Genomic DNA, 14,860 nt, shown 5'->3' on the forward strand with positions numbered 1-14,860 from the left:
ACTCATCCACGCCCTCCAGGACATCCACGCCGCCACCCAACCCCACCAAGAGGCCTACACCGCCTACCAACAGGCCTACAGCCCCTGGGACGACGGCAAAGCCACCACCCGCGTCATCGACGCCCTCCTGGAAGACCAGGGCTAGGAACGAAAGCTCAAGAGGCCGGTGGCCGGAACCCTTCGGGGTTCCGGCCACCGGCCTCTTGCGGCGTGCTGAGCCGCCGTCAGGCGTGCGCCTTGGCGCTCTCGTCCAGGTCCGACCGGGCGACCGAGGGCCGGGGCGCGGGAGTGCGCTCGTCCAGCGGGATGAACGGGATGTCGGCCTTCTCGCCCAGGAACACCCGGCGGACCACCCGCTCCGCCGCCCTGCCGTCGTCGAACTGGCAGAACCGCTCCCGGAAGGCAGCCCGCAGCTTCGTGGACCGCTCGCTGTCCCAGGCCCCCGAGCGGAACGCCTCGACCAGGCCCTCGACGTCCGTGGCGACCACCCCGGGGGTGTCGCCGGGATCGCCGGAGACCAGGTCGAGGTAGACCCCGCGGGACTCCTTGTAGACGTCCCAGTCGGGGGCGTGCACCACGATCGGCCGGTCCAGGTTGGCGTAGTCGAACATCACCGAGGAGTAGTCGGCGAGCAGCACGTCCGAGGCCAGCGCCAGCTCCTCGACCGAGGGGTGCGCGGAGACGTCCCGCAGCACGCCGCGGCGGCTCTGCAACTGGAGCCGCTTGTTGGCGCCGTAGAAGTAGTGCGCGCGCACCAGCACCACGTACTCGTCGCCCAGACCGGCGCAGAAGGCCTCCAGGTCCAGCGGGGGGACGAAGTCCTTGCGGTAGTCGCGGTGCGTGGGCGCGTAGAGGATCGCCTTCTGGCCGGGCTCGATGCCCAGCTCGGCGCGGATCCGGGCGACGTCCTCGGCGGTAGCGTGCTGGTAGACGTCGTTGCGCGGGTAGCCGCTCTCCAGGGTGGTGTAGCCGCTCGGGTAGACCCGCTCCCAGACCTGGGTGGAGTGCCGGTTGGAGCTGAGGCTGACGTCCCACTGGTCGATGCTGTCCAGCATCCGGCCGAAGTTCATGGTGGCCGCGGGGTAGTCGCGCTGGTCCAGGCCCATCTTCTTCAGCGGGGTGCCGTGGTGGGTCTGGATGTACGTCTGCTCAGGGCGCTTGACGATGTCTCCGGTCCAACTGGCGTTGGTGACCAGGAACTCGGCCCTGGCCATCAGCTCCCAGTAGGCGCGGGAGCCGGCCACCACGGTCCGGACGCCCTTGGGGGCGAGCGCGGCGGCCTCCTTGTTCAGCACCCAGACCCCGCGCATGCCCGGGGCCAGTTCCTTGGCCTTGCGGTAGATCGCCTCGGGGTTGCAGGCGATCTGGCGGTTCCAGTACGCCTGGTAGGCGACCAGTCCCTTCTCGACCGGGCGGCGGAGATTGGCCCGGTAGATCGCCTTGATCGCCCTGCGGGCGGTGTTGTGCCGGCGCAGCCGCAGCTGCTTGCGCCCCTTCACCAGCGTGGTGCCGGCCCGCTCGACGGTGCGGAAGCGCAGGTAGGACCCCTGCTCCAGGGCGGCGGCGCGGAGTCCGTCGGCCTCGGCCGGGCGGGTCCAGCCCTCCGGGCGGGCCGCGCGCAGGGACTCGGCGGCGGCGACCAGGAAGCGGCGCCGCGAGGAGTCGGGGGCCTCCAGCGAGCGCTGCAGGGTCGCCAGCGCGGACAGGAACATCTCGTCGTACAGCGCCGAGACCAGCGCCCGGAGCTCGTCCTCGGTGCCGGCCGGGCGGCCCTGCGGGGTGGCGAACGACTCCAGCAGCTGCCGGTAGCCCCGCACCGTGAGCAGCCCCTCGTTGAGCACGATCTCCATCCAGCGGCCGACGGTGCGGCGGCGCAGCCGCTGGGTGCAGATCGCGTCGAGGGCGCCGACGCTCCGGGCGGCCAGCAGGGCCCGCTCGGCGAGCACCAGGTTCGGCAGCGCAGTGGCGGCCTCGGCCTGCTCGGGGTGGAAGTGCCGGGTGTGGAAGTCCCGGCGCACGACCCGGTTCCAGAGCAGCGGGGCGACCCGGACCGCCGAGGGGACCGCGGCGGCGGTGAAGCTGCCGTCCCCGACGGCTTCGAGTTCGGCCAGTAGTTCGCCGTCGAGGCTGGGGGTGACCCGGGCCAGCCAGTCCCGGCGCTCGTGGTCGAACAGCAGCAGGTCGGGGCTGCCCAGTTCGGTCAGCCGGTCGTCCAGGGCCTCCAGCGCACCGGGCACCAGCAGCACATCGCTGTCGAACAGCAGCAGGTAGTCGCCCACGGCCCGGGCCGCGCCGTGGTCCCGCTGCACCGAAAGATCGCCCTCGGCCGGTGTATTCCCGGGGACCTCGATCCTGACCAGCCGGGAATCCTTCTGCGCGTACTCGTCAATGAGTGCCGCCGCGTCGCTGCCGGGTGCGCTGCCCGCCAGGATCAGCTCCAGGTCGGTGAAGACCTGGGTCAGTACGGAGTCGAGGACGTCACGCAGGTACGTGGCGTCCTCGGTGTGGGGTACTACGATGCTGAAGCGGGGCATGATCATCCATCAGATCAGTGGGCATGGAACCGGGATTCAAGTCCTGGGTAAGTGCACGTCGCAGCGCCGCGAGCCCCTACCGCCCCTTGATTCCACACCTGACGTTAATCGATCGGTGTTCTTCACGTCTATTTAAGTTTGCTCAGTCTCTTAACTTTCGTGTATCCAAACTTCACATCCCGTCACGTTCCCGGTCAGACTGCGTTCACCCGGGCCCGGGGCCGAAGGTGAAGCAGCGTAGCGGTCGCCACACCTCGTCGGCACCGAACCGGTACAGGCTGAAACCGGGGACCTCGAAGTCGGCGCGGTAGCCCCGGAGGTCGGCGAAGGCCTTGTCCAGGGCCGCGGGATCGACGCCGTGCGCCACCGTCACATGCGGGTGGTAGGGGAAGCTCAGCTCCCTGGCCAGCAGACCGCGGCGGACCGAGGCCTCCAGCTCCCGGCACTCGCGCACCCCGGCCTCGACCCGGACGAACACCACCGGGGAAACCGGCCGGAAGCTGCCGCTGCCGCGCAGCAGCACCCGGAACGGCCGGTGGCCGGCCGCGGCGGCGGACAGGTGCTCCTCGATCCGCCCCAGCGCCCCGGTGTCGACCTCGGTCGGCGGGAGCAGGGTGATGTGCGTGGGTATCGCCCGCGCCAGCGGATCGCCGTAATCGGCGCGGGCGTCCTGGATCTCGGTGGCCCAGGGCTCGGGGACCGCGATCGACACACCGATCACGGTCCGCCCCGGCCCCGCTGCCGGTATCGCACTGCCGGGCATCTCAGCGCTTCGCCGCGAGGAAGCCGATCCGGTCGTACACCGTGGCCAGCGTCTCCGAGGCCACCGAGCGGGCCTTCTCGGCGCCGCGGGCCAGCACCTCGTCCAGGGCGGCCGGATCGTCCAGGTAGGCCTGGGTGCGCTCCTGGATCGGGGCGACCCACTCGCTGAACGCGTCGGCGAGCTCGGTCTTCAGCGCCCCGTACATCTTGCCCTCGAAGTGCTCCACCAGCTCGGCCACCGAACGGCCGCTGATCGCCGAGTAGATGCCGAGCAGGTTGGAGACGCCCGGCTTCTCCTTCTCGTCGAAGGAGACCACGGTGCCGGTGTCGGTCACCGCGCTGCGGAACTTCTTGGCGCTGACCCTGGGCTCGTCCAGCAGGTTGACCAGGCCCTTGGCCGAGGAGGCCGACTTGCTCATCTTCGCGGTCGGGTCCTGCAGGTCGAAGACCTTGGCGGTCTCCTTGAGGATGTACGGGCTGGGGACGGTGAAGGTCGGCTGCGGGCCGTAGCGGTGGTTGAAGCGCTCGGCCAGGTCCCGGGTGAGCTCGACATGCTGCCGCTGGTCCTCGCCCACCGGCACCTGGTCGGCCTGGTACAGCAGGATGTCGGCGACCTGCAGGATCGGATAGGTGAACAGGCCGACCGTGGTGCGGTCGCTGCCCTGCTTGGCCGACTTGTCCTTGAACTGGGTCATCCGGGCGGCCTCGCCGAAGCCGGCCATGCAGTTCATCACCCAGCCGAGCTGGGCGTGCTCGGGCACGTGCGACTGCACGAAGAGGGTGCAGCGCTCCGGGTCGAGCCCCATCCCGAGCAGCTGCGCGACGGACGCCCTGGTGTTCGCCCTGAGGGTGGCCGGGTCCTGCTCGACGGTGATCGCGTGCAGGTCCACGACCATGTAGTAGGCGTCGTGCGAATCCTGCAGGGCCACCCACTGGCGCACCGCGCCCAGGTAGTTGCCCAGGTGGAACGACCCGGAGGTGGGCTGGATGCCGGAGAGGACGCGGGGGCGATCAGTGACCATGCGGCCATTCTCTCAGGAAGCCGTACCCACTCCGTGCCGAGGACCGTTGATCGGTTCGAGGCCGACGATGGGAGCCGCTGCGGTGTCACTGCCCGACGATGTTCCGCCGGACGTCAGCGTGATCGTTCCGATCCACAACACCCGCCCGTACCTCGAACGGTGGTTCGACTCGCTGGTACGGCAGTCGCTGGGCACCGAGCGGCTGCAGTTGATCGTGGTGGACGACGGCTCCGACGACGACTGCGCCGACGCGGTCGAGCGACTCGCCGCCGCCCACCCCGGCCTGCGGACGACGGTGCTGCGGCTGCCGGACCGCGGCGGCCCCGGCCGGGCCCGCAACCGCGGGATGGAGCACGCGGTGGGCCGGTACCTGTTCTTCCTGGACTCGGACGACTGGCTGGGCGACGAGGCACTCGCCCGGATAGTGGCGGTGGCCGACGCCCGGGGCAGCGGGATCGTCGTCGGCCGCGTGGTCGGGGTGGACGGCCGCTGGGTACCCGACTTCATCTGGTACCGCAGCGACCCCGACGTACGGTTCCCCGGCAGCGACCTCGCCTGGTCGCTGACCCCCTCCAAGCTGTTCCGGCACGACCTGGTCCGGGAGCCCCGGATGTGGTTCCGCGAGGACCTCCCTGTCTACAGCGACGGGCCCTTCGTGCTGGAGGCCTACTACCGGGCCGGGCGGGTCTCGGTGCTGGGCGACTACGACTACTACTTCCAGTCGCTGCGCCCCGACCGGGGGAACATCACCTCGCAGGCCGCCCCGGGCGACCGGCTGCCCTCCATCGAGGCCGCCCTCGACCTCACGGCGCGCCTCTCCGACGCCGGCCCCGAGCGGGACCTGGTGAACGCGAGACACCTGCGCTGCGACGTCGTCGGACTGTTCCGGTCCGGGTTCGAGCTCCTGGACCGTCCGGAGCAGCAGCGGATCCTCGACATCGCCGCCCGCCTGCTGCGCACCCACCGGACCGAGGGGGCGCTGGCCCGCTGCACTCCGGAGGAGCGCCTGAAGCTGCACTGCGTCAGCCACGGGCTGCTGGACGAACTGGTCGCGGTCGTCAGGCACGAGCAGGAGACCGGCCGGCTGCCCGAGGCGGTCGAGTTCTCCGGGCTGGGCTGGTCACCCGACGGTCGCGCACTCACCATCGCCACCCGGCGACCGCCGGCCCTCGATCGCCTCACCGGACCGCTCACGGCCCGCCTGGTGCCGTCCGGAGGCGATCCGGAACTGACCGTCCCGGCGGGCGCCGGGCCGCTGCTGACCGTTCCGCTGCGCGGGCTGGTGCCAGGAGTGCCAGGACCCCGCCGACCGGCCGTACCGGCGGCCACATGGTCGCTCCGGCTGGAGACCGACCACGCCGGGAGCCAGGTCTGCCTGCCCGTTCCGGCCCGCCCCGGCGACGGGGCCGAGCTGCCACCGCCGCTGCGGATCTGGCGCGGCGGACGGCCCTACCAGGTGTCCACCGAGGCCGGCCCGGACGGCGAGCTGCTGATCGGACTGGCCCCGGTCAGTCTGCGGAAGGCGGCGCGGTGGCGCCTGCGCTGTCTGGGGAAGCGGCTGGGGATCCTGCGGCCTGGGCAGCCTGGGCGGTAACGACCCGGGTGACCCGCACCCGGTCCACCCTGCGGCCGTCCAGCGCGGCCACGGCGAGCCGGTAGCCCGCGCCCACCTCCACCTGCTCGCCGGGCTCCGGAAGGTGCCCCAGTTGGGACACCACGAAGCCGGCCACCGTCTCGTAGGGCCCCTCCGGCAGCTCGACCCCGGTCTCCTCGGTGAAGTCGGCGAGGTTGAGCAGCCCGTCCACCTCGATGCTGCCGCCGGCCAGCCTGCGGGTGGTGCTGAGCTCCTGCGAGTCGTACTCGTCCCTGATCTCGCCGATGACCTCCTCCACCAGGTCCTCCAGCGAGACGATCCCCGCGGTGCCGCCGTACTCGTCCACCACGATCGCCAGGTGGTGGCCCTCGTGCCGCATCTCCGACATCGACGGCAGCACGCTCTTGGTCGCGGGCAGCAGCTTCACCGGACGGGCCAGGTCACGCACCGTCTGCGCGCCGTTGGCCTCCTGGTAGAGGTCGCGGACGTGGACGAACCCCACCACCGCGTCGTAGGAGCCGTCCACCACCGGGTAGCGGGAGTGCGGATAGCGGTTGATCTCCTGCCGCACCTCCTCCAGTCGGCGGGAGGCGTCCAGGAAGGTCACCTCGGTGCGCGGCACCATCACCTCGCGCAGCTGCCGCTCCCCCGCCGCGAAGACCTCGCCGATCAGCCGCCGCTCGTCGCTGCTGAGCTCGGTGTTGGAGGCGACCAGGCCGCGGAGCTCCTCCGAGCTCATCGCGTTGCGTCCGGCGCCGGGGTCGCCGCCGAGCAGCCGCACCATCAGATTGGTGGAGCGCGACAGCAGCCAGATCACCGGGCGCAGCACCACCGAGATGAAGTCCACCAGCGGCGCCGCGAGCAGGGCGATGGACTCGGCCCGCTGCAGCCCGATCCGCTTGGGCGTCAACTCGCCCAGCACCAGCGAGACGTAGGAGATCAGCAGGGTCAGCCCGACCAGCGAGACGGCGTCGGCGACCCCGTCGCTGAGCCCCATCCCGGTGAAGATCGGCGCCACCTTGACGGCGAGGGTGTCCGCGCCGAAGGCCGCCGAGAGGAACCCCATGCAGGTCACCCCGACCTGCACCGCGGCCAGGAACCGGTTCGGGTCCCCGGCCAGATGCGCGGCCCGCGCCCCACGCTTGGTGCCCTGCTCGGCCAGGGCCTGGATCTGCCCCTCCCGGAGCGAGATCAGCGAGATCTCGGCGACATTGAAGATTCCGCCGATGACGATGAAGACCAGGACCAGCCCGGCATCCTGCAGCGTTGCGCTCACGCGGGCAGTTTAGGCGGCGGAGCGGAAGGCCCGCGCCCCGACAGGGGCGCGGGGAACTGCGCGAACAGCAACCCGCTACGGACGGAGAGCCGACAGCCCCGGGGCCGGATACGCCTGCATCAGCTCGGCGACCTCGGCCCGCACCTTGGTGACGACCTCCTCGTCCCCCGTCACCACCCGATCGATCCACTCCGCCACCTGCGGCATCGCATCCGCCCCGATCCCCCGCGAGGTCAGCGACGGAGTCCCGATGCGGATGCCGGACGGGTCGAACGGCTTCCTGGTGTCATAGGGCACGCTGTTGTAGTTGACCACGATCCCGGCCCGGTCCAGCGCCTTGGCCGCCACCTTCCCGGGCACCCCCTTGCTGCTCAGGTCGATCAACAGCAGATGGTTGTCGGTCCCGCCGGAGACCAGGTCGAACCCCCTCGCGGCGAGCTCCTCCCCCAGCGCACGCGCATTGCTGACGACCTGTCGGGCGTACCCGCGGAACTCCTCGCCGGAGGCCTCCCGCAGGGCGACCGCGATGGCCGCGGTGGTCTGGTTGTGCGGACCGCCCTGCAGCCCCGGGAAGACCGCCCGGTCCAGCGCCCGGGCGTGCTCCTCGGTGGACATCAGCATCGCGCCCCGGGGCCCGCGCAGCGTCTTGTGGGTGGTGGTGGAGATGACGTCCGCGTACCCGACCGGCGACGGGTGGGCACCGCCCGCGACCAGCCCGGCGATGTGCGCGATGTCCGCGACCAGCACCGCGCCGACCTCGCGGGCGATCTCCGCGAACGCGGGGAAGTCGATGGTGCGCGGCACCGCCGTGCCCCCGCAGAAGATCACCTTCGGCCGCTCCTTGAGCGCCAGCTCCCGCACCTGGTCCAGGTCGGTCAGCCCGGTGTCCGGCCGGACCCCGTACTGCACGCCGCGGAACCAGGAGCCGGTGGCGGAGACGCCCCAGCCGTGGGTGAGGTGGCCGCCCATCGGCAGCGCCATGCCCAGCACGGTGTCGCCGGGCTTGAGGAAGGCCAGGTAGACGGCGAGGTTGGCGGGCGAGCCGGAGTAGGGCTGGACATTGGCGTGCTCGACGCCGAACAGCGCCTTGGCCCGCTCGATCGCCAGCGTCTCGACCTGGTCGATGTTCTGCTGGCCCTCGTAGTAGCGCTTGCCGGGGTAGCCCTCGGAGTACTTGTTCTGCAGCACCGTGCCGGAGGCTTCCAGCACCGCGGCGGAGACGTAGTTCTCACTGGGGATCAGTCGCAGCGTGTCGGCCTGCAGCCGCTCCTCGGCGGCGACCAGGGCGGCGATCTCGGGGTCCGTGCTCTGCAACGCGCTCATGCGGCGTCCTCCGGGTCGTCCATCGAATGGTGACCCGGGTGCCCAGGCGTACGGCACTCCGGCGGCGGTGCTCCGTCGCTCCCTCGTGGTTGCTTCCACGTGCGCCAGTCGCGACAGCCCCCACCCTAACGGGTGGGGGCTGTCGGTTGCGAAGGGGATGTGACTAGATCAGGCCGAGGCCAGCCACTGCGTCCCGCTCCTCGATGAGCTCGGCGACCGACGCGTCGATCCGGGCCCGCGAGAAGTCGTTGATGTCCAGGCCCTGGACGATCTCGAACCTGCCGTCCTTCGCGGTGACCGGGAAGGAGGAGATGATGCCCTCGGGCACGCCGTAGGAGCCGTCGGAGACCACGCCGGCGGAGGTCCAGTCGCCCTCGGCGGTGCCGTTGGTCCAGGTGAAGACGTGGTCGATGGCGGCGTTGGCGGCCGAGGCGGCCGAGGAGGCGCCGCGGGCGTCGATGATGGCGGCGCCGCGCTTGGCCACGGTCGGGATGAAGAAGTCCGACAGCCAGGCGTCGTCCGAGATGGCCTTGGCCGCGTTCTCGCCGTTGACCTCGGCGTGGAAGACGTCGGGGTACTGGGTGGCGGAGTGGTTGCCCCAGATCGTCAGCTTCTTGATCTCGGAGACCGAGACGCCGAGCTTCTTGGAGAGCTGGGCCACCGCGCGGTTGTGGTCCAGGCGGGTCATCGCGGTGAAGCGGTCCGCCGGTACGTCCGGGGCGTTGCGCTGGGCGATCAGCGCGTTGGTGTTGGCCGGGTTGCCGACGACCAGGACCCGGATGTCGTCCGCGGCGTTGTCGTTGATGGCCTTGCCCTGCGGGCCGAAGATGCCGCCGTTGGCGGAGAGCAGGTCACCGCGCTCCATGCCGGCGGTGCGCGGGCGGGCGCCCACCAGCAGACCGACGTTGGCGCCCTCGAAGCCCTTGTTCGGGTCGTCGAAGATGTCGATGCCGGCCAGCAGCGGGAAGGCGCAGTCGTCGAGCTCCATCGCGGTGCCCTCGGCGGCCTTGACGCCCTGCGGGATCTCCAGCAGACGCAGCTTCACCGGCACGTCGGGGCCGAGGAGGTGGCCGGAGGCGATGCGGAACAGCAGCGCGTAGCCGATCTGTCCGGCTGCGCCGGTGACGGTGACGTTGACGGGAGTGCTGGTCATGGTTGACGTCTCCTGCTGGTGCCTTTGGGTGGTCAGGAGCTTCTTTCGAACGTCGGAGCACCTGATCGGTCTCTTGACTTCAAGAGACCGCTGACAGGCTATCCCAGGAGGGGGGTTCCTGGTGACGCCCCGGCGGACCTCCCGGGGCGTCCTTCGTCACGTTTGCCACACGCCTATACCGATTCAGCATAAGTCCAGCTCATGCCGGTATTTCAGCCCTGTGCCCGACCGAAGAAGCGGGCGATGTCATTGACGAACGGCAGTGTGATCACCGGATTGGGTTCCGAGGCCAGCGCCAGCACCACGATCGCCACCCCGAGCACCCCCATGACCAGCACATCGGTGAACCGGCTGCGCACCGCCAGCATCCCCACCTCGGGGAGCGCGATCCGCAGCGCGCAGCCGAGCAGCAGCGCCGCGCCGATGGTGATCACGCCGGGCCGGAAGGCGTTGAACGAGGTCACCGCCAGCCCCACCGCGACCAGGGTGAGCACCACCACTATCGGCCACTGCCGGACCGGGACCGGATGGCTCCGGTCGGCCGCGGCTGCGGACCCCTCGGGCGGGAAGGTGCCGGTGGTGGCGTCGGAGCGACGCCTGCCCGAGGAGTGCTGCGGCCGCGACGGCCGGCCCGGCCCGGACTCAGCCCGCGGCACGCTCGGCCGCCTCGACCACATTGCTCAGCAGCATCGCCCGGGTCATCGGCCCGACACCGCCCGGGTTGGGCGACAGCCAGCCGGCCACCTCGGCCACGCCGGGGTGCACGTCGCCGAGCAGCTTGCCGTTCTCGTCGCGGCTGACGCCGACGTCCAGCACGGCCGCGCCGGGGCGCACGTCCTCGGGCTTGACCAGGTGCGTCACACCGGCCGCCGCGACGATGATGTCGGCGCTGCGCAGGTGCGCGGACAGGTCGCGGGTGCCGGTGTGGGTGAGCGTGACCGTCGCGTTCTCGCTGCGGCGGGTGAGCAGCAGCCCGATCGAGCGGCCCACGGTGACCCCGCGGCCGACCACCACAACGTGGGCCCCGTTGGTCTCCACCTTGTGCCGGCGCAGCAGCTCGACGATGCCGTTGGGGGTGCACGGCAGCGGCGCCTCGATGCCCAGGACCAGCCGGCCCAGGCTCATCGGGTGCAGGCCGTCGGCGTCCTTGGCCGGGTCCATCAGCTCCAGCACGCGCTTCTCGTCCAGGCCCTTGGGGAGCGGCAGCTGGACGATGTAGCCGGTGCAGGCCGGGTTGGCGTTGAGTTCGCGGACGACCTCCTCGACGTCGCTCTGGGTGGCGTCGGCGGGCAGTTCGCGCTGGATGCTGGCGATGCCGACCTCGGCGCAGTCCCGGTGCTTGCCGCGGACGTAGGAGTGGCTTCCGGGGTCGTCGCCGACCAGGACGGTGCCGAGGCCGGGCTGGACGCCCTTGGCCTTCAGGGCGTCGATCCGTACGGCGAGCTCGGACTTGATCGCGGCGGCGGTGGCCTTGCCATCGAGAATCTGGGCGGTCATGGCCCCATTCTCGCGGATCCCGGCGGCAGGTCGTTACCCAGGTGCTTCCCGACGCGCACCCGGCGGAGCGCGGGGATCCGGTTGCAGATCCGCCACAACTACGCACAGCAACGCGAAGTGGCTGGACAGCGCGGCACGGGACCGGAACGATGGGCACGGCAATGTGGTCCGCCCTGATGGCCTGTCACGACAGACAGCGGCGTCAGGATGCGGTCGGAACTCGGGGGAGACAGTGCGCGGTCATCAGCAGTCGCCAATGACGTCCCATCAGTGGACCCTGGCGACCCACACCGGGGATTCCACGGAGAGCACCGACCGCACTGTCATACCCGTCCGATAATCTCGCCGCGTTCTCACCCGTACGGCCCGTGCCTGCGGCGTCCCGGAGCGTGCACCTCGTTCACCCTTCCTGCCCGGAGGCAAACCGTGTCCTATCCTCCCGACCCCAACAACCCCTATGGCCAGCCGCAACAGCCACCGCAGCAGCCCGGCTACGGCTACCCGCAGCAGGCTCCGCAGGGCGTGCCGCCGCAGCAGCCTCCGCAGCAGCCCGGCTACGGCTACCCGCAGGGCCAGCCTCAGCAGCCGCCGCAGTACGGCTACCCGCAGCAGCCCCCGGTCCCGCCGCAGGGCGCCGAGTACGGCTACCCGCCCCAGCAGCCCGGCTACGACCCCAACGCCTACGGCTACCAGCCGCAGCCGGTGCCGGGCGTGGCCCAGGGCGCCTCGGGCTACGTGACCATCCCGACCGGGACCTTCCAGATCGCCTCCTACGGCGCCCGCTTCGGCGCCCGGCTGCTGGACATGGTGTTCGTCGGGATCATCTTCGGCGTGATCTACGCCGTGATCCTCACCGCGATGATCAGCTCGATCAACAACGGCAGCTCCAGCGGGGCCGGCATCGGCGTGCTCTTCCTGGTCGACATCTTCTTCTACGTCGTGCTGCTGGCCTGGGACGTCGTGTTCGTCGCCTGGAAGGGCGCAACCCCGGGCAAGATGATCCTCGGCCTGCTGGTCGTGGACGAGCGCACCGGCGTCAAGCCCAGCTTCGGCGGCGCGCTGACCCGCTGGGGCTTCCCCATCGGCCTGGGCCTGATCACCTGCGGCCTCGGCGCCGTGCTGATCTACATCTCGCCGTTCTTCGACAACACCGGCAAGCTGCGCGGCTGGCACGACCGGGCCGCCAACACCCTGGTCATCAAGCCCTGACAGCACGCGAGGGCCCGCTGTCCCGTTGGTGGGGACAGCGGGCCCTCGCGCGTTCATCAGCTCAGTGGAAGAAGTGCCGGGTGCCGGTCAGGTACATCGTCACCCCGGCGGCCTTGGCCGCCTCGACCACCTGGTCGTCACGGATCGAGCCGCCCGGCTGGACGACCGCCTTGACCCCCGCGGCGAGCAGGATCTCCAGGCCGTCGGGGAAGGGGAAGAAGGCGTCCGACGCGGCGTAGGAGCCGGCCGCCCGCTCGCCGGCCCGCTCGACCGCGAGCCTGGCCGAGTCCACCCGGTTGACCTGGCCCATGCCGACGCCGACCGAGGCACCGCCCGAGGCCAGCAGGATCGCGTTGGACTTGACGGCCCGGCAGGCGCGCCAGGCGAAGGACAGCTCGGCGAGCTCCTCCGGGGAGAGCGCGTCGCCGGTGGCCAGGGTCCAGGTCGACGGGTCGTCACCGGCCGCGTCGATCCGGTCGGCCTGCTGCAGCAGCACCCCGCCGGTGACCGCGCGGGTCTCGATCGGGGCGGCCGCCGGGGTGCCGTGCAGCACCCGGATGTTCTTCTTCTGCGCCAGCACCTCGACCGCGCCGTCCGCGTAGGAGGGGGCGAAGACGACCTCGGTGAAGATCGGCGCGATCTGCTCCGCCAGCTCCACGGTGACCTCGCGGTTCACCGCGATGACGCCGCCGTAGGCCGAGACCGGGTCGCAGGCGTGCGCCTTGCGGTGCGCCTCGGCGACGTCCGCGCCGACCGCGATGCCGCAGGGGTTGGCGTGCTTGATGATCGCGACGCAGGGCTGGTCCTGGTCGTACGCGGCGCGGACGGCCGCGTCGGTGTCGGCGTAGTTGTTGTACGACATCTCCTTGCCGTGCAACTGCTCCGCCGCGGCCAGGCCGGTCCCGCTGCCGTCCACGTAGAGCGCGGCGGCCTGGTGCGGGTTCTCCCCGTAGCGCAGCACGTTCTCGCGCTCCCAGGTGGCGCCGAGGAAGGCCGGGAACGCCTCGTCGTCGACCGGGGCGTACTCGCTTGCGAACCAGGAGGCGACGGCCACGTCGTAGGCGGCGGTGTGGGCGAAGGCCTCACCGGCCAGGCGCTTGCGGGTGGCCAGGTCGAAGCCGCCGGCCGAGGCCGCGGCGAGGACGTCGGCGTAGCGGGTCGGGGAGGTGACCACCGCGACCGAGGGGTGGTTCTTGGCGGCGGCGCGGACCATGCTCGGGCCGCCGATGTCGATCTGCTCCACGCACTCGTCGGGGCTCGCGCCGGAGGCGACGGTGGCCTTGAACGGGTAGAGGTTGACCACCACCAGGTCGAACGGGGCCACGCCCAGTTCGTCCAGCTGCTCGCGGTGCGAGGGCAGCCGCAGGTCGGCCAGGATTCCGGCGTGGACCCGCGGGTGCAGCGTCTTGACCCGGCCGTCCAGGCACTCGGGGAAGCCGGTCAGCTCCTCGACCGGGGTGACCGGGACGCCGGCCGCGGCGATCCGCGCGGCGGTGGAACCGGTGGACACCAGCTCGACGCCGGCGGCGTGCAGGCCCTGCGCCAGCTCCTCCAGTCCGGTCTTGTCGTAGACGCTGACGAGGGCGCGGCGGAGCGGCCTTTGGTTTTCGGAGACGGGCGCGGGCTGGGTGCTGCCGGAACTCATTGCTGATCCTTCGGTGTGTGGTGGTCCGTCAGGAGGAGGTCAGGAGAGAGGGGGCGGGGCGGGGAGGGAGAGGACGCGGCGCCCGTCGACCCGGTGGCCCTCGCGGGCCAGCCAGCCCACGGCCTCGACCAGCAGTCCGCGTTCGACGGCCTTGATGCGCTCGTGCAGCGCCTCGCCGCCGTCCTCGTGGTCGGCGTCGGTCACCTCGACCACGCCCTGGGCGATGATCGGCCCGGTGTCGACGCCCTCGTCGACCAGGTGGACGGTGCAGCCGGTGACCTTGACGCCGTAGGCGAGGGCGTCCCGAACCCCGTGCGCGCCGGGGAACGAGGGCAGCAGGGCGGGGTGGGTGTTGACGATGCGGCCCTCGAAGCGGCGCATGAAGCCGCCGCCGAGGATCTTCATGAAGCCCGCGGTCACCACCAGGTCGGGCGCGTGCGCGGCGGTGGCCTCGGTCAGCGCCACGTCCCAGTCGGTGCGGACGGCGAAGTCCTTCACCCGGAGCACGAAGGTGGGGATGCCGGCCGCCTCGGCGCGTTCGAGGCCGGCGATGGAGTCGCGGTCGGCGCCGACGGCGGTGATCACCGCTCCGTACGCCGGGTCCGCGCAGGCCTCGATCAGGGCCTGCAGGTTGGTCCCGGAGCCGGACACCAGGACGACGAGGCGCGCGGGAGCAGCGGGAGCGGGGTAGTCGGACGCCTGGGCATCGAGGTACGCCAAAGCACGGTCCTCACGTCACGGCACGGCTGCCCCTGAGGCGTACTCGGCCGAACGGCACACTGCGCATCCAGGGCAAACCGGGCTATCTGGGGGCAGCCACGGGGTGTCATCTCGTGACCGGCATC

12 protein-coding genes and 1 riboswitch are annotated in these 14,860 nt (G+C 71.2%); of the genes, 2 read left to right on the forward strand and 10 right to left on the reverse strand.

The genetic code is table 11. The features are described from left to right. Positions 1-224: 224 nt before the first annotated feature. From IF29_RS0135420 to trpS, 3 genes are all read right to left on the reverse strand, one after another. Entirely contained in the window at positions 225-2,534 is a 2,310-nt protein-coding gene (locus tag IF29_RS0135420) for a bifunctional glycosyltransferase/CDP-glycerol:glycerophosphate glycerophosphotransferase (protein WP_030264302.1), read from the reverse strand. Positions 2,535-2,739: 205 nt separating this feature from the next. Then, a complete protein-coding gene (locus IF29_RS0135425) occupies positions 2,740-3,246 on the reverse strand; it encodes a 2'-5' RNA ligase family protein (protein ID WP_232242727.1) in 507 nt (168 codons plus the stop codon). A gap of 52 nt (positions 3,247-3,298) precedes the next feature. Next, entirely contained in the window at positions 3,299-4,318 is a 1,020-nt protein-coding gene (trpS, locus tag IF29_RS0135430; RefSeq protein WP_030264306.1) for a tryptophan--tRNA ligase, read from the reverse strand. Positions 4,319-4,400: 82 nt separating this feature from the next. On the opposite strand from trpS, the gene IF29_RS44085 reads away from it, so the two are divergent. After that, positions 4,401-5,912, forward strand: coding sequence for a glycosyltransferase family 2 protein (locus tag IF29_RS44085; protein WP_198037647.1), 1,512 nt, complete (start codon positions 4,401-4,403; stop codon positions 5,910-5,912). Here IF29_RS44085 and IF29_RS0135440 read toward each other — a convergent pair. The 5 genes from IF29_RS0135440 to IF29_RS0135460 form a co-directional block, all read right to left on the reverse strand. Continuing rightward, a complete protein-coding gene (locus IF29_RS0135440; RefSeq protein ID WP_051726462.1) occupies positions 5,827-7,188 on the reverse strand; it encodes a hemolysin family protein in 1,362 nt (453 codons plus the stop codon). The two genes, IF29_RS44085 and IF29_RS0135440, sit on opposite strands and share 86 nt — an antisense overlap. Before the next feature lie 75 nt (positions 7,189-7,263). Beyond that, entirely contained in the window at positions 7,264-8,511 is a 1,248-nt protein-coding gene (locus IF29_RS0135445) for a serine hydroxymethyltransferase (protein ID WP_030264315.1), read from the reverse strand. Between the two features lie 33 nt (positions 8,512-8,544). Further along, a riboswitch (ZMP/ZTP riboswitch) is annotated at positions 8,545-8,633 on the reverse strand. A gap of 41 nt (positions 8,634-8,674) precedes the next feature. Then, positions 8,675-9,664: a malate dehydrogenase gene (locus tag IF29_RS0135450; protein WP_030264317.1), complete on the reverse strand. Its 990-nt coding sequence runs from the start codon at positions 9,662-9,664 to the stop codon at positions 8,675-8,677. Positions 9,665-9,876: 212 nt separating this feature from the next. Continuing rightward, complete coding sequence (locus IF29_RS0135455) at positions 9,877-10,320, reverse strand: DUF3017 domain-containing protein (RefSeq protein WP_030264321.1); 444 nt, start codon at positions 10,318-10,320, stop codon at positions 9,877-9,879. Then, on the reverse strand, positions 10,307-11,161 hold the full coding sequence (locus IF29_RS0135460; RefSeq protein ID WP_030264325.1) for a bifunctional methylenetetrahydrofolate dehydrogenase/methenyltetrahydrofolate cyclohydrolase: 855 nt from the start codon (positions 11,159-11,161) through the stop codon (positions 10,307-10,309). Before IF29_RS0135460 ends, IF29_RS0135455 begins: the two co-directional genes overlap by 14 nt. A 426-nt stretch (positions 11,162-11,587) precedes the next feature. On the opposite strand from IF29_RS0135460, the gene IF29_RS0135465 reads away from it, so the two are divergent. Continuing rightward, a complete protein-coding gene (locus IF29_RS0135465) occupies positions 11,588-12,370 on the forward strand; it encodes an RDD family protein (protein WP_030264328.1) in 783 nt (260 codons plus the stop codon). A 61-nt stretch (positions 12,371-12,431) separates the two neighbouring features. Here IF29_RS0135465 and purH read toward each other — a convergent pair whose 3' ends face one another. Together purH and purN are read right to left on the reverse strand one after the other, a co-directional pair. Beyond that, a complete protein-coding gene (purH, locus tag IF29_RS0135470) occupies positions 12,432-14,015 on the reverse strand; it encodes a bifunctional phosphoribosylaminoimidazolecarboxamide formyltransferase/IMP cyclohydrolase (RefSeq protein ID WP_030264331.1) in 1,584 nt (527 codons plus the stop codon). A gap of 39 nt (positions 14,016-14,054) precedes the next feature. Beyond that, a complete protein-coding gene (gene purN / locus IF29_RS0135475; RefSeq protein ID WP_051726464.1) occupies positions 14,055-14,735 on the reverse strand; it encodes a phosphoribosylglycinamide formyltransferase in 681 nt (226 codons plus the stop codon). Positions 14,736-14,860 lie beyond the last annotated feature (125 nt).

The sequence above is a fragment of the Streptacidiphilus jeojiense genome, assembly GCF_000719095.1.
GTDB classification, from domain to species: Bacteria; Actinomycetota; Actinomycetes; order Streptomycetales; family Streptomycetaceae; genus Streptacidiphilus; species Streptacidiphilus jeojiensis.

Coding starts and splice junctions, on each gene's coding strand:
- IF29_RS0135420 (WP_030264302.1), bottom strand. CDS start 2,534: ATGCCCCGCTTCAGCATCGTAGTACCCCACACCGAGGACGCCACGTAC.
- trpS (WP_030264306.1), bottom strand. CDS start 4,318: ATGGTCACTGATCGCCCCCGCGTCCTCTCCGGCATCCAGCCCACCTCC.
- IF29_RS0135445 (WP_030264315.1), bottom strand. CDS start 8,511: ATGAGCGCGTTGCAGAGCACGGACCCCGAGATCGCCGCCCTGGTCGCC.
- IF29_RS0135450 (WP_030264317.1), bottom strand. CDS start 9,664: ATGACCAGCACTCCCGTCAACGTCACCGTCACCGGCGCAGCCGGACAG.
- IF29_RS0135460 (WP_030264325.1), bottom strand. CDS start 11,161: ATGACCGCCCAGATTCTCGATGGCAAGGCCACCGCCGCCGCGATCAAG.
- purH (WP_030264331.1), bottom strand. CDS start 14,015: ATGAGTTCCGGCAGCACCCAGCCCGCGCCCGTCTCCGAAAACCAAAGG.